Origin of the sequence: Xanthomonas populi (assembly GCF_002940065.1) — a bacterium.
GTDB lineage: Bacteria > Pseudomonadota > Gammaproteobacteria > Xanthomonadales > Xanthomonadaceae > Xanthomonas > Xanthomonas populi.
The window spans coordinates 1-21,782 of record NZ_MDEJ01000012.1; the positions used below are offsets into that span (position 1 = coordinate 1).

Below are 21,782 nucleotides of genomic sequence, written 5' to 3' on the forward strand. Positions count from 1 at the left end.
GTCATGACCGAGCGCGAAGCCACGCGGAAACTGGTGGGTTTCGTGCAGATCGACGATGCCTACCTGGGCGGTGAGCGCAACGGTGGCAAGGCCGGTCGCGGATCGGAGAACAAACAGGCGTCCTGATGGCGGTGCAGACCAATGACACCTTTACCGCGCCGCGTTTTGTGGTGATCGCGCCGGTGCGCAGCTTCGACAATACCTCGCTGCAGGATTGGATTGCCCGTCGCTTGGCGCCCGGGTGCGAGGTCTACACCGATGGGTTGACCTGCTTCCGTCGCCTGGAAGAAGCCGGCCACGCGCACACCACGCTGGACACCGGCGGTGGTCGTGCCGCGACCGAAGCGGCCGGTGCACGTTGGGTCAACGTGGTACTGGGCAACCTCAAGCGCGCCATCAGTGGCGTGTATCACGCCATCGCGCAAGGCAAATACGCAAGGCGTTATCTGGCCGAAGCGGCCTATCGTCTTAATCGTCGATTCCGCTTGCGCGACATGCTGCCACGACTGGCCACGGCCATGATGCAATCCACACCATGTCCAGAGCCGGTTTTGCGTGCAGCGAGCAATTTTTATGGCTGAGAGTCAGGGCTAATCAGGTCAACATTTTACGCAACCACTATTTTACGCAACCACTCTAGCCTGATCTCGAACGCACGCGTCTGCCATCTCAAGCTGCGCATCGATCAACTTGCGACCCGCCTTAAACCCATGCGCAATGGCGTCCTGGTACGTTTCCCAACTAGGCCCCTGGTCGTCGATGCGTGGCTGGCGCTGGCCACCGAGTGCATACACATCGACCCACAGCGTCCAGTTGGTATCCGGGGCAGCCTGCTCGACGCGTACGCGAATCTCATGATCGCGGTACGTGGTGGTTTCAAAGCGGCTTTGCCTGCTCATAATGCGGTCTCGTATCCGTTCGTGCACCACCCTAAAGGGCACGGTTAGAACATCGCGTGAGCGTTGGAGAAACATCGGCTTAATGTTGCGGCGCCGTGCGGTTTCGTCGCCGATGCGTGAATGTCGTAGCGCCTCAGACACCGACAAGTGGCCGCACAACACAGCGTTGGCTAAGCACGCATCGCCAACTGCGTGCCCCATCACGCAACAGCCCCGCAAGTGCGGGGCTGCTGTGATCACTGCGCTGAAACGATCTTGATATCAGTCGATATCAAGGAACGAGCGCAGCTGTTCCGAACGGCTCGGGTGACGCAGCTTGCGCAACGCCTTGGCCTCTATCTGACGAATCCGCTCGCGGGTGACGTCGAACTGCTTGCCGACTTCTTCCAGCGTGTGATCGGTATTCATGTCGATACCGAAGCGCATCCGCAGCACCTTGGCTTCGCGCGGGGTCAGACCTGCCAACACATCACGCACCGTCTCGGAGAGATTGATGTTGGTGGTGTTGTCGATCGGGGACTCCACATTGGTGTCCTCGATGAAGTCGCCCAGATGCGAATCCTCGTCGTCGCCGATCGGGGTTTCCATCGAAATCGGCTCCTTGGCGATTTTCATCACCTTGCGGATCTTGTCCTCGGGCATTTCCATTTCCTTGGCCAGCTCCTCCGGCGTGGCCTCGCGGCCGAACTGCTGGAGCATCTGACGGGAAATGCGGTTCAACTTGTTGATCGTTTCGATCATGTGCACCGGAATACGGATGGTGCGCGCCTGATCGGCGATCGAACGGGTGATGGCCTGACGGATCCACCACGTTGCGTACGTCGAGAACTTGTAACCGCGACGGTACTCGAACTTGTCCACGGCCTTCATCAGGCCGATGTTGCCTTCCTGGATCAGGTCGAGGAACTGCAGGCCGCGGTTGGTGTATTTCTTGGCGATGGAGATGACCAGACGCAGGTTGGCTTCGACCATTTCCTTCTTGGCCTTGCGTGCCTTGGCTTCGCCATAGGCCATCGCACGGCTGATGTCCTTGATCTCGGCAAGGGTCAGGTAGTTAATCTTCTCTATGTCGATCGAACCCTGCTGCTCGGAAACGATCTGATCCTTGACATCGCGCAGCGCCGACGACCACTTCTGCTTGCGCTTGAGTGCGTCTTCCACCCATTCCAGGTTGGTCTGATTGCATTCCCAGGACCGGATGAAATCCTTGCGCGGCATGCGTGCCACGGTGGTGGCCAGGTGCAGCACCTTGCGCTCGTGGTCTTTGATGCCGTTGACCACGCCGCGCAGCTGGGTGACCAGTGCGTCGGTCAGCGGCAGCGGCAGCTTGAGCGTGGTAAAGATGGCGGCCATGTCTTCGCGCGCCTTGACTACCAGCTTGTGCGCGGCGCCGTTCTTGGCATAGATCTTCTTGAACGTGGCGTATTCGTTGGCCAGGTTCTCCATGCGCGTGGCGACTTCGACCGGGTCCGGACCGGTCGGGCCGGCCTCTTCTTCGGTAGCGTCGTCATCGCCGTCTTCCGCGTCGTCGTTGTCCGCCGCTTCGTCTTCGGAGACGGCAACCGGGCCAGCGGCCGCCAGCGCCGCAGCGGCGGCGTCGGCTTCTTCGATCAGGTCGTTGAAGCCGACCACGATCTCGGCCAGACGCTTCTTGCCTTCTTTATGCGCTTGGTAATCGGCGAGCAGCATTTCGGTCGACAGCGGGAACACGCCCAGTGCTGCCTGGACCTGACTCAGGCCTTCTTCGATGCGCTTGGCGATGGCGATTTCGCCTTCGCGGGTGAGCAGCTCGACCGTGCCCATTTCGCGCATGTACATGCGCACCGGGTCGGTGGTACGCCCACCTTCGGTGTCGAGCGCGGTCAGCGCGGCGGCAGCTTCTTCGGCTGCGGTGTCGTCAACCTCGCGGTTGCCGGTGTTGCCATCGTTGAGCAACAGGGTTTCAGCATCGGGCGCAACTTCATGGACATCAATGCCCATGCCGTTGATCATGCTGATGATGTCTTCGATCTGCTCCAGGTCGACCAGGTCGTCGGGCAGGTGGTCATTGACTTCGGCGTAGGTCAGATAGCCTTGTTCCAGGCCCTTGCTGATCAGTAGCTTGATGTCGGATTGCTGGGCAGGACGTTCGTTGGCCATGAATACTCGCGCCACCGGCTTTGAGATTGGAAATAGAACCTAGAATTATACCAGCGTGAAGCACCGTCTGCCGGATTCAAGACGAGACCGCTGATGTCGCGCTAGCTAGGGCCTGAGAAGGAAGGTCACCGGGCCATCGTTGACCAGGTCGACAATCATATGGGCACCAAAGCGCCCGGTTTCCACCACGCCGCGATGTTTTTCGCGGCAGATCGCCACCAATTGATTGAACGCCCGTTCAGCCTCCGGCGGCGGCGCGGCCGTGCTAAAGCCGGGGCGAGTGCCGGAGCTTGTGTCGGCCACCAGGGTGAACTGGCTGACCAGCAGCAGCCCGCCTGCGGTGTCGTTAAGCGAACGGTTCATCTTGCCGGCGGCGTCCGCAAACACGCGGTAGCCTAGCAGGCGCTCGGCCAGCCGCCGGGTATGCGCATCGCTGTCGCCGGGTTCGACGCCGACTAAGGCCAGCAGCCCGGGACCGATCTGCCCGACGCTCTGCGCATCCACGGTGACCGAGGCGCGGGTGACGCGTTGGATCAGTGCAAGCATGGGCATTCTCAGGCATCAAACTGTGTCGCGCAGCATGCCCAGCGCTGCCCGCACTGTCACGCGCGGGCCTTGGGCGGTCGCGCTGTTTAGAATGACGCCAATGAAACCTGATGTTCGCGCTCGCCTGCTCTACGCCGCCGCCACCACCGTGGGTCGTCTGCCGTGGCCGCTGCTCAAACGCGTGGCCGATGCCTTGGCCTGGAGCTGGCGCAAGCTCAATGCGCGCGAGGCCCGCGTGGCACGTCGCAACCTGGAGTTGGCGTATCCGGAATTGGATGCCGGCCAGCGCGCGCAGCTGCATGCGCAGGTGCTGCGTTCGACCGCGCGGCAGACGCTGGAAGTGTTGCGCACCTGGACACGCCCGCCGACCGAGAACCTGGCGCGGCTGCAACGCAATGGTCAGGAGCTCTACGACGCAGCACTGGTCTCCGGGCGCGGGGTCATCGTGGCCGCGCCGCACTTCGGCAACTGGGAGCTGCTCAACCAGTGGCTGTCCGAACGTGGGCCCATTACGATCGTGTATCGCCCACCGGAGTCGGACACGGTGGACGGGTTTCTGCAGCTGGCCCGCGGCGGCGATAACGTGCGCCAGGTGCGTGCCGAAGGCCCGGCGGTGCGGCAGTTGTTCAAGGTACTCAAGGACGGCGGCGCAGTCGGCATCCTGCCCGATCAGCAGCCGAAGATGGGCGATGGCGTGTTTGCGCCGTTTTTCGGCGTCCCGGCCTTGACCATGACCCTGGTCAACCGGCTTGCCGAACGTACCGGGGCGATCGTGCTGTACGGCTGGTGCGAACGCGCCGGTGGCGACCTGCAGTTTGCGTTGCATGTGCAGCCGTCCGACCCGGCGGTCGCCGCTGCCGACCCGGTGCGTGCCGCCAGCGCGCTCAACGCGGGCATCGAACAGATCGCCCGGCGCGACCCGGCGCAATACCAGTGGACCTACAAGCGCTACACGCTGCGCCCGCCGGGCAGCAGCGAGGCCAATCCGTATGCGACGGAGCGGCATCCGCATTGATGCCGGCTAGCTCAAGGCAGATCAGGTTGCGCAAAGCACCGCGTCGTTAGCGACCACCGACCGCTCAATCGTCGTGCGGATCGGTCGGCGTGGCCAGAATGCGCTGATAAAAGGCCAGGTCCAGCCAACGCCCGAACTTGAAGCCGGCCTCGCGCACTGTGCCGGCGTGGGTGAAGCCGAATTGTTCGTGCAAGGCGATGCTGGCCTGGTTGCTGACATCGATGCCGCCGACCAGCACGTGCAGACCGCGCTCCTGCGCCGCCGCGATCAAGGCCTTCAGCAGCGTGCGCCCTAGCCCTTTGCCGCGATGGTCGCGATGCACGTAGATCGAATGCTCCACGCTGTACTTGAACGCCGGCCAGGCGCGGAAGGTGCCGTAGCTGGCAAACCCCATCAACGTGCCATCGGCGTCTTCCACTCCGATCACCGGAAAGCCGCCCGCGCGCTTGGTCGCAAACCAGCCCACCATGCTTTCCGGCGGCCGCGGCTTGTAGTCGTACAGCGCCGTCGAATGGGCGATGGCATCGTTGAAGATGTCCAGGATGGCACTAGCGTGGCGGGCTTCGCTGCAGTCGATGGTAGGCATGGAATCCGATGAAAGCGGGAGGTCGTCGAATTAAAAGGCATTGCCGGGCGATGAACAACGCGACCGGCATGCAACCAATCTGCGCCTGCCGCGCCACCCAGTCTGCAGCCGCTGGATGCAGCGTTCCACCGCGCCGTGGCGACCGGGCGTTGCGAACCACGCGACAATGGCGCCACGCGACCAGCAGTAGGCTCGGCGGCGTCCACCTTGAAGCAGCCGTGGCAATCCCCATCTGGAGTCGTACATGAGCAGCGCCGTTCCCTCCCCCCGCGCACACGCCTTCGGTGATCCGGAGGCGATTCGCTGTGAGCGCGCCGCCTCCGAACTGCGGTCCGGCCGCCCGGTGCTGCTCACTGCGGCGAGCGGGCAGGGGCGCGCGGTGCTGGCGTTGGACAGCAGCACGGCGCAGACGTATGCGGCTTTCGCACGTGCGGCCCAGGGGCGCCACTATCTGTTCGTAACGCCTACCCGGGCCCAGGTGCTGGGCCTGAGCGCGCCGCAGGGCGCGCGCGTGGCGCTGGTCGAACACAACTACGACCAGCTCGCAGCGTTGGCGTACTTGCACGACACGCCAGTGCCAGCGCAGTGGACCCCGGGCGATGCGCTGGACGCAGGCGCGGTGGAGATCGCGCGGCTGGGACTGCTGCTGCCGGCAATGCTGGCGGTAGACCTGCGCGACGCAGACGAGCATGCCGCCTTCGCCGGCTGCCAGTCGCTGGCGTTGGACGACCTGGGCACCGGCTGCGCCAAATCCGCAGCAGCCGGCTACGAGCTGGTCACGCGTACGCCGGTGCCGTTGCGCGGGCTGGGCATGAGCGAATTCGTGGTGTTCCGAGGCGGGGTGGCGCAGCGCGACCAGGTGGCGATCGTGGTCGGCCAGCCTGACCTCTCGGCCGCGGTGCCGGTACGCGTCCATTCCTCTTGCCTGACCGGCGATCTGTTCGGCTCGCTCAAATGCGATTGCGGCGATCAGCTGCGGCACGGCCTGGCCAAGCTGAAAGATCTCGGCGGCGGCGTGCTGCTGTATCTGGACCAGGAAGGCCGCGGCACCGGCATCGCTGCCAAGATGCGCGCTTACGGCTACCAGCACGCGGGTCTGGACACCATCGATGCCGACGCGCAGCTGGGCTTCGGCCCGGACGAGCGTCGCTACGGCAGCGCGGTGGCAATGCTGCGCGGCCTGGGCATCGGCAGGATCCGGCTGTTGACCAACAACCCCGCCAAGGCCGAGCGCCTGCGTGCGGCCGGCATCAGCGTCGAAGACCGTATCCCGGTCACCGGCGACATCACCCCCGAAAACGAGCACTACCTGCGCACCAAGGCCGCCCGTGCCGGCCACGCGCTGGATGTGGATGCGCTGATTCTGGCCGCTCAGTAAGCACAGCCTGCACCGGATGCGCCCGCCCTCAGCGCCCGGCTATGCTTGCGCACCGCTTCGGCAGGCCAGTCTTGTGCACGACGCTCCACCGCCGCACCCCGATGTCATTGTCCAGCCTGCTCCGGAAGAGATTCCGGCCGTGGATCACGCGCAATGGCAACCGCTACCGCAGCGGGGCGCGTATGTGGCCGGGGTGAACGGCGCCTTGGGCGGCGGATGCGCGGGCCTGATCGCGACCGGCCTAACGGCGACGGTGCTGGACGTCTGGCATTACTGGCCGGTTGTGCTGGGCGTGACCCTGATCGCGGCCGCGCTGGGTACCTGGTTCGCAGTCAAACGCCATCGGCTCACCCACTGGAAGCTCGATCACCACGGCCTGGCGCTGCAACGCGGCCACCTGTGGCAGCGCGATACGCGGATTCCGATCTCGCGCGTGCAGCACGTGGATTTGCGCCGCGGCCCGATCGAGCGCGCCACGCGGCTGACCACGCTGGTGGTGCACACCGCCGGCAGCCGGCTCAATGCAGTGGCGCTGTCCGGCCTGGATCAAGACGATGCCGAGCGTCTGCGCGACCGCCTCGCGCGCCAGCTCGATCACGACGACGACGCACTGTGAGTGCCATCGAACATCCCGGAGACGCCGAGCAGCGCCTGCATCCGCTGTCGTGGATGTTCGTGCTGCTGCAGCAGATCCGCCAGTTTCTGATTCCGCTCGCCGCGCTCGTTTTGTTCGGCAGCCGCGACGGCAGCCGCGATGTCGCCGACCACATCGCCACCGGTGTGGTGATGGCAGTGCTGGTGGCGATCTCGGTGCTGCGCTATTTGACCTATCGCTACCGCATCGGCACCGATGGTGTGGCGATCCGCAGCGGCCTGCTGGAACGCAGCCGGCGCGATATTCCGTTCGCGCGTATCCACAACTTGGTGGTGCATCAATCGCTGCTGCATCGGCTGGCCGGCGTGGCCGAAGTGCGGCTGGAGTCGGCCGGCGGCCACAAGCCGGAGGCAGAGATGCGTGTGCTGCGGCTGGATCAGGCACTGGCGCTGGAAGATCTGATCCGTCGCCGCGCGCAGCACACCGATGCCAGCGCGCCGCAGGTCGACAACGACGCCAACACGCTATTGCGCTTGCCGATGGGCGAAGTGATCCGGCTGGGGCTGATTTCCAACCGCGGCATGGTGGTGGTGGCCGCCAGCTTTGGTGTGATCTACCAGATGATTCCGCGCCGCACGATGTCCAACTTCGTCGAACACAACGGGGAGCTGGCGTATCGCTATGTCAGCCAGATCCATCCGGACACAGCGGTCACTGCCGCGTTGGTGCTGATCGGCTTTTTAGCGGTGTTACTCGCAATGCGCGCACTGTCGGTGGGCTTGGCGATGGCGCAATACCACGGCTTCCATCTGAGCGAATCCGAGCGCCGTCTCACCGTGGAGCGCGGGCTGCTGACGCGCATCCGCAGCAGCGTGGCGTTGCGGCGCATCCAGTCGTGGACGCTGTACGAAAGCCGCCTGCATCGTCTGTTCGGCCGGCGCCAATTGCGCGTGGAGACTGCCGTGGCCGGCACTGGCGATAACGAAGGCAGCGCGTTGAAGGAACTCGCGCCGATCGCCGACCCGCAGCGCTGCGACGCCTTGTTGCAGCGCCTACTGCCCGGCGCTGCCTGGCCGCCTGCACAGTGGCAGTCGATCGCCACCCATTGCTGGTGGCGGCTGAGTCTGCCCACGCTGCTGTTGCTGCTGCCGCTGATGGCCGGACTGGCCTGGCAATTCGGCAATCAGGCGGCGTGGCTACTGCTTTGGTTGCCATGGAGTGCGTTCAAGGCGTATCGCCAGGTGCAGCGCATGGGCTATACGCTGGATGCGCGCTATGTAGCTGTGCGCGGTGGCTGGTGGAAGCGCTGGTGGCGGCTGGCCGAGCTGGACAAACTGCAGGCGCTGCAACTGCAACGCTCGCCACTGGATCTATTGTCCGGCACCGCCACGCTCTGGCTGGACACCGCCGGCGCCGGCGCAACCGGCCCCGCGTTACGCCTGCGTTTTGTGCCGCTGGCACAGGCGCAGGCGTTGCAGGCGCAATTGGGGGCAGCGTTGGCGCGGCGCAAGTTGCGCTGGTGATTGGTGATTGGTGATTGGTGATTGGATCAGCGTCGCTGATCGGCATTGGCATCGCGCACCACCAGCAATCAGCGTTGCGCCGGACCCCAATACCCGAGTTCGCGCCGAATCTGCAGCCCGCGCCATAGCGCACCCAACGGCTTGCGTCTTAGCGCGCCGAGCTTGCCGGCGATGAAGTCCTCGGTCGCGGCAATCACCCGCTCCGACGATTGCCCATCGCGATAGGGATGGATCGCGTCGGCATAACTTGCAAGCGCGCTGCGCAGCGACGCATCCGGTGCCAGCGCGCATGCCAGTTGTTGCGGCAACTGGTCAGACTGCTGAAAGTCGAGCATATGCGGCTGCGGCACGCGGGTGCGAAAGGTCACCACCGGTTTGTGTTGCACCACAAACTCGGAGACGATCGATGACGTATCCGACACCAGCACATCGGCCGCACGCTGCGCAGCCATGACTTCTTCGGGTTCGACAAAGCGTGCATGCGGCCCGGCCAGCGCGCGATAGCGATCGAACAGTTCCGGCGCGCATTTCGGATGCAAGGTCAGCAGCCAGTAATGCGCACCACGCGCGATGTCAGCAGCGATTTCATCGTAGAGCGCAGGTGCCGCGCTCAAGCGTTCGGTAAATGTGGAGCCGAACAGGATCACCGGCCGGTCGTTGGCGGGCGCGCGCAATGCAGCACTGCGTCCGCCATCGTCGCGGAACACCGGGTCGAGCTTCGGCCAGCCGGTTTCGACCACCGCAAAATGCCCTTCGCTCTGCGCCAACGCACGGAACGGTGCGGTGGTGGCCGTGCCTTGTGTGCAGTACAGATCGAACAAACCGCGCACGCGGAAATGGCCGCGATTGTCTTCGCGCTTTTGCACATTGAAGCCATGGAAGAGCTGCACCTTGGCGCCGGAGATAAACGGCGGCACCCAGTTGGCCGCGCTGAACACCGCACGCGGACGCAACGCCAGCGCTTCGCGCAGGCCGACCTCGCGCACACCTGGCAAGGCAAGCCCACGCGCGCCGCCCTCGAGCCAGGCCGACACGGAGTGCGCGCGGGTCTGTAATGCCTGCGCCAATGGCGCCAGAATAGGCAGCGCGTAACGCTCCGTTGCGAACAGCAGGTATTGACCCATCACATGTCCTCTTCAACCGCACCCGACGAACGGCCTGGCATTTGCGGGTGCATTATCGCGTTCAACGAGGCCGATCGCCTACGCGACTGTCTGAGTTCGCTGGCGTTCTGCGACGAGATCGTAGTGGTGGACTCCGGCTCCACCGATGCCACCGTGGCGCTGGCCGCTGCACACGGCGCACGCGTGCTGCAGCGCGATTTCGACGGTTATCGCAGCCAGAAAGCGTTTTGCGTCGAACAGTCCAGTTACGACTGGGTAATGTGTCTGGATGCCGACGAACGCGTCAGCGATGTCTTGCGCGCGGCGATCATCGCGGCGCGCGATGCGGGCTTCACCGATGCGGCCGGCTATCGCTTCGCACGGTTATCGGATTACTTCGGCCGGTTTCTGCGCCATGGCAATGCCTATCCTGATCGTGTGTTGCGCCTGTTCGATCGCCGGCGTGGCGGCTGGCGCGGCAAGCGCGAGATCCACGAAGCGGCCAGCGTGGATGGAGCGGTCGTCACCTTGCCCGGCAATCTGATCCATTACCCGTACCGCTCACTGGCGCAGCAACTGGCCAAGACCCAGCGCTATGCGCAGATGATGGCCGAACACGAGTACGCGCGCGGCAAACGCGCGACCTGGAGCAAGCTGGTGCTGGCGCCGGCCTGGCGTTTCTGGCGCGGCTATCTGTTCCGTGGCGGTTTTCGCGATGGCTGGCACGGGCTGATCTACGCCTATGTGCGTGCCAACTACGTGCGCCAGAAGACCATCATGTTGTGGCTGCTACAGCACAACCAACCGGTGCAAGACCCGCCACGCGAGAACGATCAACGCAGCGACTGAGCTGCAGGCTGCTGCGCCTGGCGCGCTGCCAGGCCAACCAGCACACCAACCGTCGCCGTGTAGAAACTCGCCGAGACCTGATGCGCGAACATCGATTGGGTCAGCCCACACAGCGCGTAACTGATCACGATCATCACGCCGGCCGCTGCCGGCCCACGGAACTGGCACTGCCCGCTGCGCCGATGCAGCCGCACGAAGATCCACAGCGGCACGCCATACACCGCAAACAACAGCAACAGCCCGGGAACGCCCTGCGTGGCGCCCCATTCGGCCAGGTCGTTGTGCGCGTGACCCAGATGACAGCGCAGCAACCAGATATCGCCGGCACACACCGGCAGCTCGCGCATCGCATCGTCGAAACGCCCGACACCCACGCCGGTGAGCGGATGCGCGCGCAAGGTGTCCCAGGCCACATGCAGCCGCTCGATACGGGCACCCGCAGACGAGTCGCTGTCTCCGACTTCGTAGCGCTGCAGATCTCTCTGCAATTCGCCAAGACGCATCTGATCGGTCAAGGCCGGCACGCTGATGATCACACCCACCGCCAGCACGGCACTGCCGATAAAGGCCAAAAAACGCATGCGCGGGCTATGCCAGGCCGCGCCCCAGATCAGCACGCCGAGCGTCACCAGCAACGACAGCCACACACCGCGGCTGCCACTGAGCACGATCACCACCACCGCAGCGATGACCGCGCCCACCAGCCAGCGCACATTGCCGACCGGGCGACAGAACACCGCCACCACCAGCAGCATCAGCGCGATATCGGCAAACACAATCGCGTTGGTAAAGCCTTCCGCGCGGTCGGCCCCGTTCATCACCTGCAGCAGGGCGATCAACATGGCCGCGAACACGCCGGCCAGTGCGCCGCGCCACAACCAGACCTGGCGCGGCTGCAGCGCATACGCCCACAACGCGGCCCACGGCAACACCAGAAAGCGCGAACGGTTATCGACGTCGCGCAGCCCATGCTCGAACAAGGCGATAGACAGCAGCGACATCGCGATCACCGCCACCGTCAGCCAGCCCAGCACGCGCAGCGATCGGTCGCGCGCGACAATGCCCGCCCGCAGGCTGCGCCAGCCCACCAGCGAGCCAAGCAGCAGGCACACGCCGAACGGCAGCAAGCCGCTCGGCATGCCGACCACCAGCGCGGTCATCAGGAACACACCCAGTTCGGCGATGCGCACGCCTGCCCGCGATGCGATGGGGGCAGACTGCGACAGCGAAGCGGAGTGGGTGGGCAAGGAAGTCATCGAGCATCGGTAGCGAAAGGGAGGCAAAGCGGGCAACACGCATCGGCGATGCCGGCCAAGCTAACGATGCCCCGCATGAATACCCCCTAGACAGCGGCCGACAGTGGCATTGACGCGGCGCAAATCGCGGCAGGGAGGTACGCTCGCCGCCCTCATTCGGTCTCCAGATTGCCCTGCTCCTGCGCTTCCACCGCCCGTTCGTTGGAACTCGCCACGCAGTCGCCATGCACCGCATCGGCAGGCACCAGCCACCAGCGACGCCGGTTGGCCACCCCCACCAATTGACTGCGACCGCGATCCACGCAGGCCAGCAATGCCGGCTCCTGCGCCAGCAACCAGCGTTGCTCAGGCTGCTCTGCCTGCCAGGCCACGCCGCGCTGCAGCTGTTGTTCCCACGGCAGCTTGAAGCCGAAGGTCTGCGCGGGGCGGTCGGCCATCAGCAGGTTCTGCTCTTTCCAGGCCACTAGCCCCAGCTGCGCATGCGGGCCGATCCGGCGCCCGGCTTCGCGCATCACCGCGCCCGACGAGCTGGAGTCGTTGAAGATCGGGTAGCAGACCAGCCCGAAGGCCACCCACCACGCACCCAGCAGCGATGCGGCCGCAAGCGCGGAGCGGCGCACCCGCAGCAACAGTAGGCTGGCCACGCCCCACAACCCCACCGCCAGCAACAGCCAGCCGAGCGGGTCGGTCGCCTCGCTGCCGACGCCGCGGCTGTCCATGATCTTCTGCTCAAAGCCCGGATGCCCGATCAGCATCGCCGCACCGCCGACGCTGAACATCACCGTCAGCAGCAACACGAATCCGAACAACACGCGCTGTACCACGGCCAGGCGCAGCAGCCCCGCCGCCAACGGCGCCAGGGCCAGGCAGAACATCGGCAGCGCCGGCAGGATGTAGACATCGCGCTTGCCGCTGGGGATGGTGAAGAACACCAGTACCAGCAGCCACCATGCCAGCGGCAGCAGATAGCGCGCGTCGCGGCGCTTGAGCCGGCGCCACCAGGCCGGGATCGCCCATGGCAGCAGCAGGATGGTCGGCAGCCACATCGTGGCCATGCTCTTGAGGTGGTACCAGACCGGTTGCGCGTGGTCCCAGGAACTGGCGTAACGCTTGGCGGTCTGGCGCAACAGGATGTCGTTGAGATAGACGCGGTATTCGGGCTGGCCGGCGGTCAACGCCGTCACCATCATCGGCACGAACCACAGCAGAATCGCAACGAAAAAAAACAGCGGGCCCAGCCAGAAGCGCCGATCGCGCACATGCACGCGCACACCCGGCCAGCCGCGCGCGGCGGCAATGCCGGCCGGGATCAGCATCAGCAGGGCAATCACGCCGACCCCCTTGGTGATCACGCCCAGCCCGGCTGCGAACCAGCCCAACGTCCACCAGCGCCAGGCTGGACCCATCAGCAGATGGCGCAGTAGCCCGTAATTGGCCAGGGTGATCCCGAACACTACCAGAGGGTCTATCTGCGCCTTCTTAGCCTGGAAGGTGAAGTGCAGCGTGAACAGCAGCATCCAGGCCGCATACATGCCGACGCGCCGGGTCCACAGCCGCCGGCCCAGGTCGTACACGCAAGCCAGCGTGCCCAAGGCCGCCAGCAACGGCGGCAGCAGGAACGCCACCCGCCAATTGCCGAGCAGCGTGTAGAACAGCGCCTGCAACCACATCAACATCGGCGGCTTGTCCGAATACAGCTCATTGCCGCGATGCGGGAACAACCAGTCGCCGCTCAGCACCATCTGCTTGGCGACCAGCGCAAAACGCGGCTCGTCCGCCGGCCAGGGGTCACGCAATCCCAGGCCGGCACCGATCACCAGCACAGCGGTGATGGCCAGCAGCCAGAAATCGGTGGAAGCACGGGTCTTGAGCATGGCTGGGGGCTGGAGCGTGAAGTCAGGACGTTTTTAGCAAAAGCGCGTAGAAGAAACCGTCGCAGTGCTGTTCGCCTGGAAAACGCTGGCGCCCGGGGCCTACCGCATGGCCAAACTGCGCACCCAGAGGCTGCGCCTGTGCATCGGGGGTGCGCTGCAGAAACGCCTCCACCTGCGCCTGGTTCTCGCGCGCCAGCAAGGAGCAGGTGGTGTAGAGCAACTGCCCGCCCGGACGCAGCGTGCGCCAACTCGCATTGAGCAGGCGTGCCTGCAATGCGCACAGGGCATCGATGTCGTCGGCACGGCGATGCAGCAGCACGTCCGGTTGACGGCGCACCACACCGGTGGCCGAACACGGCGCATCCAGCAGCACCGCATCGAACGGCTGCTCGTCCCACCAGGCAGCGGTATCGGCAGCGTCGGCCGCATGCAGCACGACCTGCGCGGCAGGCACGGTGCGCTGCAGGGTCTGCTGCACGCGTTCCAGCCGGCGCGCATCCACATCCAGCGCAGTGAGCTGCAGGCCGGGATGACGTTCCAGCAGATGCGCTGCCTTGCCACCGGGCGCGACGCAGGCATCGAGCACACGCGCCGATGCAGCCACCTGCAGCGCATCGGCCACCTGTTGCGCAGAGCCGTCCTGCACCGAGACGTCGCCTTCGGCAAAGCCCGGCAACTGACTCACCGGCAGCGCGCTGTGCAAGCGCACCGCATCCGGCAACACCGTATCAATTTCTGCAGCGATGCCCAGTTCGGCCAGACGCGCGACATACGCGGCCGGATCGGTGCGCCCGCGATGCACGCGCAGCCACATCGGCGCCATCAGCGCGCTTGCCACGAAGATGGTTTCGGCGAGATCGCCCCAGTCGGCGCGCAGTTGCCTACGCAACCAGGACGGCCAACCGGCATCGGCAGACACCGCTGGAAACCCCTCACGTTGCGCACGCCGTAGGATCGCGTTGACCATGCCGGCCTGACGCGGCCGGCCGAGCGCGCGGCACGCGTCCACGGTAGCCGACAACGCTGCGTGCGCAGGCAGCTGCAACACCTCGAGCTGCGCGAAACCGGCCATCAGCAGCGCCTTGAGTTCAGCATCGCGCGGCGGCAACGGACGTTCCAGCCACTGCCGCAGCGCCACGTCGTAAGCCGGGCGCCGCCGCAGCACCGAAAAACAGATTGCCTCCACCAGCGCGCGGTCGCGTGGATCGCTCAGGCATGGCAAGGTCGCGGCCAGCTCGGCCTTGAGCGAGCGGCCCTGATCGAACACCGCTGTCAGCACCCGCGCTGCGGCCAGACGCGAAGCAACGCCGGCAGTGGCGGCTTCCGTCGACATCAGGTCAGCGCCGGCAGATCGCGGCGCGCGTTGAGGTAGTCGGCGGCGGTGATCGCCTTGCCGCCCTCGCGCTGCAATACGCGCACCCGCAGCGCACCCTCACCGCAGGCGATATCGATGCCCTGCTTGCTGGCGGCCAGCAACGTACCCGGCGCCTGCTGATGCGTCAGGTCCAGCGCCACTGCGCCATGCAGGCGCGCGCGCTCACCGGCCAACATGGCCTCGGCCACCGGCCACGGGTTGAACGCACGCACGCGCCGCGCCAGTTCCTGCGCTGGCTGCGTCAAATCCAGCCGTGCCTGCACCTTGTCAAGCTTGTGTGCGTAGGTCACGCCTTCGGACGGCTGCGGTTGCGCCACCGGGCGAACGCCGGCACGCAGCAAACCCAGTCCATCGGACAGCACCTGCGCACCCAGCGCGGCCAAGCGGTCGTGCAGCTGCCCGCCGGTTTCCTGCTCGCCAATGTCCAAACGTTGCGACAGCAGCACCGGGCCGGTATCCAGGCCCGCTTCCATCTGCATCAGGCACACGCCGGTTTCGGTATCGCCGGCCTCGATCGCGCGCTGGATCGGCGCGGCGCCACGCCAGCGAGGCAGCAACGAGGCATGCACGTTCCAGCAGCCGTAAGTCGGTGCTGCCAACACCGCCTTGGGCAGGATCAGGCCGTAGGCCACCACCACCATCAGGTCGGCGTCGAGCGCGCGCAGCGTGGCCAGGGCCTCGGGCGAGCGCAGCGTCTGCGGCTGGTATACCGGAATGCCGCGCGCGATCGCTTCCAGCTTGACCGGCGACGGGGTCAGCCCGCGGCCGCGGCCGGCAGGCCGATCCGGCTGGGTGTACACCGCCACCACTTCATGCCGCTGCGCGGAAGCGCGCAACGAGGCGACGGCGAAATCCGGCGTACCGGCGAATATGATTTTCATGGGGCGGAGATTCGAAAATGGGGAGGGGGGATGCGTAAAAACGGGTTCGACAATCGGCAGGAGAACCGGCTTGTCCAATCCCCAATCCCGACTCCTAAATCCCGGCCGTCAGGCGACGTGTTTGCGTTGCTTGGCCAGTTTCTTGCGCACCATTTCGCGCTTGAGCGGCGACAGATAATCGACAAACAGTTTGCCGTCCAGATGATCCATCTCGTGCTGGATGCACACCGCCAGCAGGCCTTCGGCACTCAGTTCCTGCGCCCGCCCCTGGCGGTCGAGATAGCGCACCGTGATCGCATCGGCGCGGCTGACATCGGCATAGATGCCCGGTACCGACAGGCAGCCTTCCTGATACAGCTGCTCGCCCTGTTTGCTCACGATTTCCGGATTGATGAATACCTGCGGGAGGTTCTTCTCGTCGCTGACGTCGATCACCATGAAACGCTTGTGCACGTCCACCTGACTGGCAGCCAGGCCGATGCCGGGCGCCTCGTACATGGTGTGGAACATGTCGTCGAGCAAGCGCTGAAACGCCGGGCTGATGACCTCGGCAGCAGCGACCGCCACGGCCTTGGTGCGCAGCCGCGGGTCGGGAAATTCGAGAATAGGAAGTAAAGCCATGGGGTTACCCGTGCTGGGAACACCGGCGCGGGGCCGGCAAGACGCGCTCATTCTAGCGCACTGCTTGCGTGGCGCCCCGGTATCTGGACTATAGTGCGCAGACCTGTTGGGGAATCAGGCAAGAAGGCACTCATGTTGAACCGACTTCGTACGGTCGTCGCTGCGGCGATGCTGACCGTCGCGACCTACGCTGCCGCGCAAGCGGTGGGCGAACATCCAGATACCTACGTGGTCCGCAAGGGGGATACCCTTTGGGAGATCGCTGGGCGTTTTCTGCAAAAACCGTGGCTGTGGCCGGAAATCTGGCAGGCCAATCCGCAGATTCCAGAATCCGCATCTAATCTATCCGGGCGATGTCATCAGCCTGGCCTACCTGGACCGCGTTGCCAAGGGCACTGTGCAGCCCGGCCCGCGTCAGGAAGCGCCGATCAATGCGATTCCGCTGTCGGAAGTCGAGCCGTTCCTGAAGAATCTGCGCGTCACCGATCTCTTCGACGGCCTGCCGTACGTGGTCGGTCTGGAAGGCGGTCGTTCGCGTGCCACCACCGGCCAGTTGGCCTATGTGGTCGGCCTGGATGACGCCCAGCCCGGTCAGCGCTTTGCGGTAGTCCGCCCGACCGTGAAGTTCAGCCTGCCAAAGCCCAACGATGATCTGGACATGGCCGGCAATATCACTGCTGGCTCCGGCAACATCTGGAAGAACTACATTGCGCCAAGCAGTCGCCGCGAGTTCCTGGGATATGAACTGGCGCAGGTCAACGTCGGCACCATCACTTGCACTGCGGCGGGCGGCAACTCCAAGGCGGCGACCTTGCTGCTGAATGACAGCGGCCGTGAAGTGCGGGCGGGCGATCGCATCATCGCGGTCGAAGCACAGCCGTACGATCTGCAGTTCATTCCGCATCCGCCGTCGGAGCAGGCAATGCAGACCGAATTGCGCGTACTGGCTATCTCCGACGCCTTCATCGTCGGCGGTACCCGCGACGTGATTGCCATTTCCGGTGGCGCACGCGAAGGCATCAACACCGGTACGGTGTTCTCGATCTGGCGCAAGGGCCGCACGGTGAGCGACCGTGTCAAGCATTCGCGCTTCTCGCGGACCGACGATGATTTCAGCGGCCCAGCAGGCTCCACCGTTGGCTTGCCCGATGAGTACGTCTCGCACGCGATGGTGTTCCGCACCTTCGACAAGGTCAGCTATGCGCTGGTGATGGAAAGCGTCAAGCCGACTGGCCTGGGCTATCTCGTCAAGCATCCAGACGCACAGTAAGCGGGACAAAATCCGACGTTGTAACGCGACGGCGCCTGAGGGCGCCGTCGTCGCTTGCGGCCTACGCTGAATGCATGACTCCGATCGCTTCCGACTTGCGTGCGTTATTGATAGTGCTGCTGGCCGGCGGCCGCAGCCCGCCGCGCCGCACGCTACTGACGACTTTCGCCTCGCCGGCCGAGATCCTTGCCGGCGGGTCCGATGTATGGCGCGCCGCAGGCTGCGACGCGCTGCAATCGGCCCAGCTCCGTGCACCCGACGCCCACGCACTGGATGCAGCGCTGCGCTGGTGCGAGCAACCCGGGCATCACCTCATCGGCTGGCAGGACCCGGACTATCCCGCCCTGCTGCGGCATATCGTCAATCCGCCGCTGGCCTTGTTCGTAGACGGCGACCCCAACGCGTTGTGGCATCCGGCGGTGGCAGTGGTCGGCAGCCGCGCGGCCACGGCAGGAGGTCGCGACCACACCCGCGCGTTCGCCTCCAGCCTGGCGAGCACGGGGCTGGGCATTGTCAGCGGCATGGCGGCAGGCGTGGATGCGATCGCCCACGAAGCCGCGCTGGCCCGCGCAGACGGCATCACCGTGGCGGTGGTCGGCACCGGCACGGATGTGGCCTATCCCGCCCATCATCAGTCGCTGCGCGATCGCATCGCCGCACGTGGCGCGGTAGTCAGCGAGTACCGGCCCGGCACCGCCCCGGCCGCGTGGCACTTCCCGGCCCGCAACCGGATCATCGCCGGGCTGGCCCTAGGCACGCTGGTGGTCGAGGCGGCCATGCGCTCAGGTGCGCTGATCACCGCACGGCTGGCAGCCGAAGCCGGGCGCGAAGTGTTCGCACTGCCCGGCTCGTTGCACAATCCGCTCGCACGCGGCTGTCATCACCTGATTCGTCAGGGTGCCACCCTGACACAGGAGCCGGCCCAAATCGTCGAAGGGCTGCGCTTGCTCTCGGGCGAGCTGGCCGATGCCTTGCGCCAGCGCCTGGCCGCCCCCACTGATCAGGCCGGGACAGCGCGTAAGGCCTCCGCCGCGTGCCCGGACCCGGACTACCAGCGCTTGTGGCAGGCACTTGGCCACGACCCAAGCCCTATCGATTCACTGGTCGAACGCACCGGATTGACGGCCGCAACGCTGTCCTCCATGCTGCTCATCATGGAACTGGAGGGGCACGTGGTTACCGAGCACGGTCGCTATACCCGCAATCCCTAGTTTCTTCACCTCCACAGCGTCGCTCGACGCAGGCCGAGGGGCAATGAAAGAGAGCATTCTTGATGTACTGCTGTACCTGTTCGAACATTATTTCAGCGAAGACGCGGACCTGGTCCGTGACCGTGACTCGCTTCAAAATGGCCTGATCCAGGCTGGCTTCAGCCCTGCAGAGATCAGTAAAGCCTTCGATTGGCTGGACGCGCTCTCCGAGCAGCGGCCTAGCGTCGCGCGCCCGCACGTCGACGGACCGGTGCGCATCTACCATGGCCCGGAGCTGGACAAGCTCGATGTCGACTGCCGTGGGTTTTTGATGTTTCTGGAGCAGCACCGCATTTTCGATGCCGATCAGCGCGAGTTGGTGCTGGACCGCGCTATGGCGCTGGACCAGGACGAACTGGATCTGGACGACCTCAAGTGGGTGGTGCTGATGGTGCTGTTCAACCAGCCAGGCGCCGAAGCGGCATACGCCTGGATGGAAACGCAGATGTTTCTCGACGAGCCTGAACCCGTACACTGAGGGTCGAAGCCGCGATGGAAGCGCATGCGTGGGGACGGCAATGAGCAGCTGGTATTGCGCCGAGGGCAACCGCCATCGGCGTGGCCCGGTGGTCAGCGAAGCCTTGCTGGGCCTGTATCGCGATCGCGCGATTGCCTTGGACACCCTGGTCTGGCGCGAAGGCCTTTTCCAATGGGTGCCACTGTCTGACTGTGCCGATGAACTCGGGCCGCCGATTTCCAGTGATTTGAGCGCCGCAGCGCTGCCGCCGCCTTTGCCAGCGGCACGCGTGTCGCCAGCACATTCGTCTGCTCCGCCAGCGCATGGCCTGCCTAACAACGGGCCGGGATGGCCGCTGGCGTTGGTGCTGGGCGCGGTGGCGGGAATGTTTGTCCTGATGGCGGTGATCGGCATTCTGGCTGCAATTGCGCTGCCGGCTTATCAGGATTACGTGGGACACGCCAAGGTCGCCAAGGCCCTTGCCTCATTGGCGCCATTAAAGCCGCAGATCGCCGAATTTCTTGCGCAGGAAGGCCGTTGCGCGGTAAACGGCGACGCCGGTTTCCAGACGCCCGAACACTATGCCAACGACGTGGTGAGCAGCGTGCGGATCGGCCGTTTCGACACAACCGAATGCGGAGTCGAAGCGCTGATTCATGCGCCGACAATCGCCAGGATCGATGGCAAGGCGCTGTGGCTGGATTTCGACGCTGACACCGGCAGTTGGCAGTGCAGTTCAGAGATCGACGACAACCTACTTCCACCGGACTGCCGCGGCTAGAGCGTGTTAGCTCACATGTATAAACGCTCTAGCCAATCGTTCCATCCAGGGGAGACCTCAATGACGCAGTGGTATTACGCAGACGCCCAGCGCGAACGCCAGGGGCCGATCGACACCGACAAGCTGGTTGCGCGCCTGTCGCAAGGCATCATTGGCAGATCCAGCTTGGTCTGGCGCGAAGGTCTGCCGCAATGGGTGGCGCTGCGCGAAGTGGCGGCCGAACTTGGCTTGGACAGCCCGGTGACCGCTGCGCCCGAGCCGCTTGAGGTTGCGCCCTTGGTTGCGCCGATCAGCGACCCGCAGACCAAGGCGTATCGCGAAGAGATCGCGCCGGGCGCCCCGCCCGGCACAGTGACGGGCACTAGCGCCGACACGCCAACAGCGGCCGATCACGCTCAGATTTCACCGAGCGAGCAGACTGTGCAGAGCGAGCACGCTCCGCTGTCGGCCGCGACGCCATGGCCAGCGTCGGAAGAAACAACTTCAGCACCGACAGCTCCCGCTCAGGGTCAGGCCCACACGGCGGAATCAGCATCGGTCGCGGCACCGGCACCGGCACGATTCGCAGCATCGACACCCCACATCACCCCGTTGCCGAGTGCCTGGGAGTCCCCGGCAACCCCATCCGCTGCGGCAGTCGCCATCCACGATGCACCCATCGTCTACGCCGGCTTGTGGCGACGCGTGGCCGCCAGCGTCCTGGATGGCTTCGTGACCACCTTTGCGATGTGTCTGATCGTCATCCCGCTGATGTTCGCGGTGGGGTTCAGCGCAAACCTGGGCAGTGCCGGCGCAGCGCTGGATGAAGGCGCCGGCGCTCAACTGGCCATCACCCTGGTGAGCTACGGCATCGGCCTGGTGATTCCCGCGCTCTATTTTGCCTGGATGCAGTCCAGCCGGCATCAGGCCAGCCTGGGCAAGCTCGCCTGCGGGATCAAGCTGGTCCGCGCCGACACCAACGGCGGCCGGGTCGGCTTCTGGCGCAACCTGTTGCGCTATGTGGCGTATGCGTTGATCACCATTTTCACCCTGGGCATCGGACTGTTCGTCTCGGCCTTCATGGCCGGGCTGAGCGCGCGCAAGCAGGGCTTGCACGACAAGGTCTGCGAGACGTTGGTGGTGGACCGCTGGGCCTTCACCGACACCCCGGAACGGCAACACTGCGGGCTGGACACGGTCACGATCGTGGTTCTGGCCATTTATGCGGTGATTGTGGGGATTGGCGTGATCTTCGCCGCAATCCTGCTCGCAGCCATCGCAATGAGCCAGAACTGACGGTTCGCGGCAGATGCCGCTTGACACGGCGGCGTCTGCCGTGATCTTTCTAATAAGATAACTGAACGCCCGGGCTACCTTCCCGGGCGTTGACGTGTGGGAAACAGGC

At 65.0% G+C, this 21,782-nt stretch carries 19 protein-coding genes and 2 pseudogenes; 11 read left to right on the forward strand and 10 right to left on the reverse strand.

Going from position 1 to position 21,782, the window contains the following annotated elements; genetic code table 11:
* Nucleotides 1-581 (forward strand): annotated as a pseudogene (locus tag XpopCFBP1817_RS03275) (IS1595 family transposase); the annotation flags it as partial.
* Between the two features lie 42 nt (nt 582-623).
* On the opposite strand, the gene XpopCFBP1817_RS03280 reads toward XpopCFBP1817_RS03275, so the two are convergent.
* The 3 genes from XpopCFBP1817_RS03280 to dtd form a co-directional block, all read right to left on the reverse strand.
* On the reverse strand, nt 624-974 hold the full coding sequence (locus XpopCFBP1817_RS03280) for a DUF6566 family protein (RefSeq protein ID WP_128416008.1): 351 nt from the start codon (nt 972-974) through the stop codon (nt 624-626).
* Nucleotides 975-1,160: 186 nt separating this feature from the next.
* Nucleotides 1,161-3,038, reverse strand: a complete 1,878-nt coding sequence (gene rpoD, locus XpopCFBP1817_RS03285; protein WP_128415972.1) for an RNA polymerase sigma factor RpoD — start codon at nt 3,036-3,038, stop codon at nt 1,161-1,163.
* A gap of 105 nt (nt 3,039-3,143) precedes the next feature.
* Complete coding sequence (gene dtd / locus XpopCFBP1817_RS03290; RefSeq protein ID WP_128415973.1) at nt 3,144-3,584, reverse strand: D-aminoacyl-tRNA deacylase; 441 nt, start codon at nt 3,582-3,584, stop codon at nt 3,144-3,146.
* Here dtd and XpopCFBP1817_RS03295 point away from each other — a divergent pair.
* Entirely contained in the window at nt 3,583-4,599 is a 1,017-nt protein-coding gene (locus XpopCFBP1817_RS03295; RefSeq protein ID WP_208619531.1) for a lauroyl acyltransferase, read from the forward strand. The genes dtd and XpopCFBP1817_RS03295 overlap by 2 nt on opposite strands.
* A gap of 64 nt (nt 4,600-4,663) precedes the next feature.
* Here the strand turns inward: XpopCFBP1817_RS03295 and XpopCFBP1817_RS03300 are convergent, their stop codons facing one another.
* Complete coding sequence (locus XpopCFBP1817_RS03300; RefSeq protein WP_128415975.1) at nt 4,664-5,185, reverse strand: GNAT family N-acetyltransferase; 522 nt, start codon at nt 5,183-5,185, stop codon at nt 4,664-4,666.
* A gap of 244 nt (nt 5,186-5,429) precedes the next feature.
* Here XpopCFBP1817_RS03300 and ribA point away from each other — a divergent pair, with 244 nt between their 5' ends.
* Genes ribA through XpopCFBP1817_RS03315 form a run of 3 tightly spaced genes read left to right on the forward strand, consistent with a single transcriptional unit; the run spans nt 5,430 to nt 8,681 of the window.
* Nucleotides 5,430-6,563, forward strand: a complete 1,134-nt coding sequence (gene ribA / locus XpopCFBP1817_RS03305) for a GTP cyclohydrolase II RibA (protein WP_128415976.1) — start codon at nt 5,430-5,432, stop codon at nt 6,561-6,563.
* A gap of 16 nt (nt 6,564-6,579) precedes the next feature.
* The gene (locus tag XpopCFBP1817_RS03310; protein ID WP_128415977.1) at nt 6,580-7,179 is read left to right on the forward strand and encodes a PH domain-containing protein; all 600 of its coding nucleotides are present in this window, start codon (nt 6,580-6,582) and stop codon (nt 7,177-7,179) included.
* Nucleotides 7,176-8,681 (forward strand): PH domain-containing protein, encoded by a 1,506-nt coding sequence (locus tag XpopCFBP1817_RS03315; RefSeq protein WP_128415978.1) that lies wholly within the window; start codon nt 7,176-7,178, stop codon nt 8,679-8,681. The genes XpopCFBP1817_RS03310 and XpopCFBP1817_RS03315 overlap by 4 nt, the downstream gene beginning before the upstream one ends.
* A 68-nt stretch (nt 8,682-8,749) precedes the next feature.
* Here XpopCFBP1817_RS03315 and XpopCFBP1817_RS03320 read toward each other — a convergent pair whose 3' ends face one another.
* The gene (locus XpopCFBP1817_RS03320) at nt 8,750-9,808 is read right to left on the reverse strand and encodes a CDP-glycerol glycerophosphotransferase family protein (RefSeq protein ID WP_128415979.1); all 1,059 of its coding nucleotides are present in this window, start codon (nt 9,806-9,808) and stop codon (nt 8,750-8,752) included.
* Between XpopCFBP1817_RS03320 and XpopCFBP1817_RS03325 the strand changes: the two genes are divergently transcribed.
* Nucleotides 9,809-10,633, forward strand: a complete 825-nt coding sequence (locus tag XpopCFBP1817_RS03325) for a glycosyltransferase family 2 protein (RefSeq protein ID WP_128415980.1) — start codon at nt 9,809-9,811, stop codon at nt 10,631-10,633.
* On the opposite strand, the gene XpopCFBP1817_RS03330 is transcribed toward XpopCFBP1817_RS03325, so the two are convergent.
* The 5 genes from XpopCFBP1817_RS03330 to def form a co-directional block, all read right to left on the reverse strand.
* Nucleotides 10,618-11,889, reverse strand: coding sequence for an O-antigen ligase family protein (locus XpopCFBP1817_RS03330; RefSeq protein ID WP_128415981.1), 1,272 nt, complete (start codon nt 11,887-11,889; stop codon nt 10,618-10,620). The genes XpopCFBP1817_RS03325 and XpopCFBP1817_RS03330 overlap by 16 nt on opposite strands.
* 152 nt (nt 11,890-12,041) lie before the next feature.
* The gene (locus XpopCFBP1817_RS03335; protein WP_128415982.1) at nt 12,042-13,763 is read right to left on the reverse strand and encodes an ArnT family glycosyltransferase; all 1,722 of its coding nucleotides are present in this window, start codon (nt 13,761-13,763) and stop codon (nt 12,042-12,044) included.
* A gap of 22 nt (nt 13,764-13,785) precedes the next feature.
* Nucleotides 13,786-15,096 carry a 16S rRNA (cytosine(967)-C(5))-methyltransferase RsmB gene (gene rsmB, locus XpopCFBP1817_RS03340; protein ID WP_128415983.1) on the reverse strand — a complete coding sequence of 437 codons (1,311 nt, stop codon included), beginning with the start codon at nt 15,094-15,096 and terminating at the stop codon, nt 13,786-13,788.
* Nucleotides 15,096-16,019: a methionyl-tRNA formyltransferase gene (gene fmt, locus XpopCFBP1817_RS03345; protein ID WP_128415984.1), complete on the reverse strand. Its 924-nt coding sequence runs from the start codon at nt 16,017-16,019 to the stop codon at nt 15,096-15,098. The genes rsmB and fmt overlap by 1 nt, the downstream gene beginning before the upstream one ends.
* A gap of 108 nt (nt 16,020-16,127) precedes the next feature.
* Nucleotides 16,128-16,640: a peptide deformylase gene (gene def / locus XpopCFBP1817_RS03350; protein ID WP_128415985.1), complete on the reverse strand. Its 513-nt coding sequence runs from the start codon at nt 16,638-16,640 to the stop codon at nt 16,128-16,130.
* Between the two features lie 132 nt (nt 16,641-16,772).
* On the opposite strand from def, the pseudogene XpopCFBP1817_RS03355 reads away from it, so the two are divergent.
* From XpopCFBP1817_RS03355 to XpopCFBP1817_RS03375, 5 genes and pseudogenes are all read left to right on the forward strand, one after another.
* Nucleotides 16,773-17,910 (forward strand): annotated as a pseudogene (locus tag XpopCFBP1817_RS03355) (LysM peptidoglycan-binding domain-containing protein).
* Between the two features lie 74 nt (nt 17,911-17,984).
* The gene (gene dprA, locus XpopCFBP1817_RS03360) at nt 17,985-19,121 is read left to right on the forward strand and encodes a DNA-processing protein DprA (RefSeq protein WP_128415986.1); all 1,137 of its coding nucleotides are present in this window, start codon (nt 17,985-17,987) and stop codon (nt 19,119-19,121) included.
* 43 nt (nt 19,122-19,164) lie between these two features.
* Nucleotides 19,165-19,638 carry a DUF494 family protein gene (locus XpopCFBP1817_RS03365; RefSeq protein WP_128415987.1) on the forward strand — a complete coding sequence of 158 codons (474 nt, stop codon included), beginning with the start codon at nt 19,165-19,167 and terminating at the stop codon, nt 19,636-19,638.
* Nucleotides 19,639-19,678: 40 nt separating this feature from the next.
* Complete coding sequence (locus tag XpopCFBP1817_RS03370; RefSeq protein ID WP_128415988.1) at nt 19,679-20,398, forward strand: pilin; 720 nt, start codon at nt 19,679-19,681, stop codon at nt 20,396-20,398.
* Between the two features lie 60 nt (nt 20,399-20,458).
* Nucleotides 20,459-21,673 (forward strand): RDD family protein, encoded by a 1,215-nt coding sequence (locus XpopCFBP1817_RS03375; RefSeq protein ID WP_128415989.1) that lies wholly within the window; start codon nt 20,459-20,461, stop codon nt 21,671-21,673.
* Nucleotides 21,674-21,782: the final 109 nt, after the last annotated feature.

Bases quoted from the DNA above. Each gene is read 5' to 3' on its own strand.
- XpopCFBP1817_RS03335 (WP_128415982.1), bottom strand. From the start codon at position 13,763: ATGCTCAAGACCCGTGCTTCCACCGATTTCTGGCTGCTGGCCATCACC.
- XpopCFBP1817_RS03325 (WP_128415980.1), top strand. From the start codon at position 9,809: ATGTCCTCTTCAACCGCACCCGACGAACGGCCTGGCATTTGCGGGTGC.
- XpopCFBP1817_RS03295 (WP_208619531.1), top strand. From the start codon at position 3,583: ATGGGCATTCTCAGGCATCAAACTGTGTCGCGCAGCATGCCCAGCGCT.
- fmt (WP_128415984.1), bottom strand. From the start codon at position 16,019: ATGAAAATCATATTCGCCGGTACGCCGGATTTCGCCGTCGCCTCGTTG.
- XpopCFBP1817_RS03375 (WP_128415989.1), top strand. From the start codon at position 20,459: ATGACGCAGTGGTATTACGCAGACGCCCAGCGCGAACGCCAGGGGCCG.
- XpopCFBP1817_RS03310 (WP_128415977.1), top strand. From the start codon at position 6,580: ATGCGCCCGCCCTCAGCGCCCGGCTATGCTTGCGCACCGCTTCGGCAG.
- XpopCFBP1817_RS03330 (WP_128415981.1), bottom strand. From the start codon at position 11,889: ATGACTTCCTTGCCCACCCACTCCGCTTCGCTGTCGCAGTCTGCCCCC.
- XpopCFBP1817_RS03365 (WP_128415987.1), top strand. From the start codon at position 19,165: ATGAAAGAGAGCATTCTTGATGTACTGCTGTACCTGTTCGAACATTAT.
- XpopCFBP1817_RS03370 (WP_128415988.1), top strand. From the start codon at position 19,679: ATGAGCAGCTGGTATTGCGCCGAGGGCAACCGCCATCGGCGTGGCCCG.
- dtd (WP_128415973.1), bottom strand. From the start codon at position 3,584: ATGCTTGCACTGATCCAACGCGTCACCCGCGCCTCGGTCACCGTGGAT.
- def (WP_128415985.1), bottom strand. From the start codon at position 16,640: ATGGCTTTACTTCCTATTCTCGAATTTCCCGACCCGCGGCTGCGCACC.
- rsmB (WP_128415983.1), bottom strand. From the start codon at position 15,096: ATGTCGACGGAAGCCGCCACTGCCGGCGTTGCTTCGCGTCTGGCCGCA.
- XpopCFBP1817_RS03300 (WP_128415975.1), bottom strand. From the start codon at position 5,185: ATGCCTACCATCGACTGCAGCGAAGCCCGCCACGCTAGTGCCATCCTG.
- rpoD (WP_128415972.1), bottom strand. From the start codon at position 3,038: ATGGCCAACGAACGTCCTGCCCAGCAATCCGACATCAAGCTACTGATC.
- ribA (WP_128415976.1), top strand. From the start codon at position 5,430: ATGAGCAGCGCCGTTCCCTCCCCCCGCGCACACGCCTTCGGTGATCCG.
- XpopCFBP1817_RS03280 (WP_128416008.1), bottom strand. From the start codon at position 974: ATGTTTCTCCAACGCTCACGCGATGTTCTAACCGTGCCCTTTAGGGTG.
- dprA (WP_128415986.1), top strand. From the start codon at position 17,985: ATGACTCCGATCGCTTCCGACTTGCGTGCGTTATTGATAGTGCTGCTG.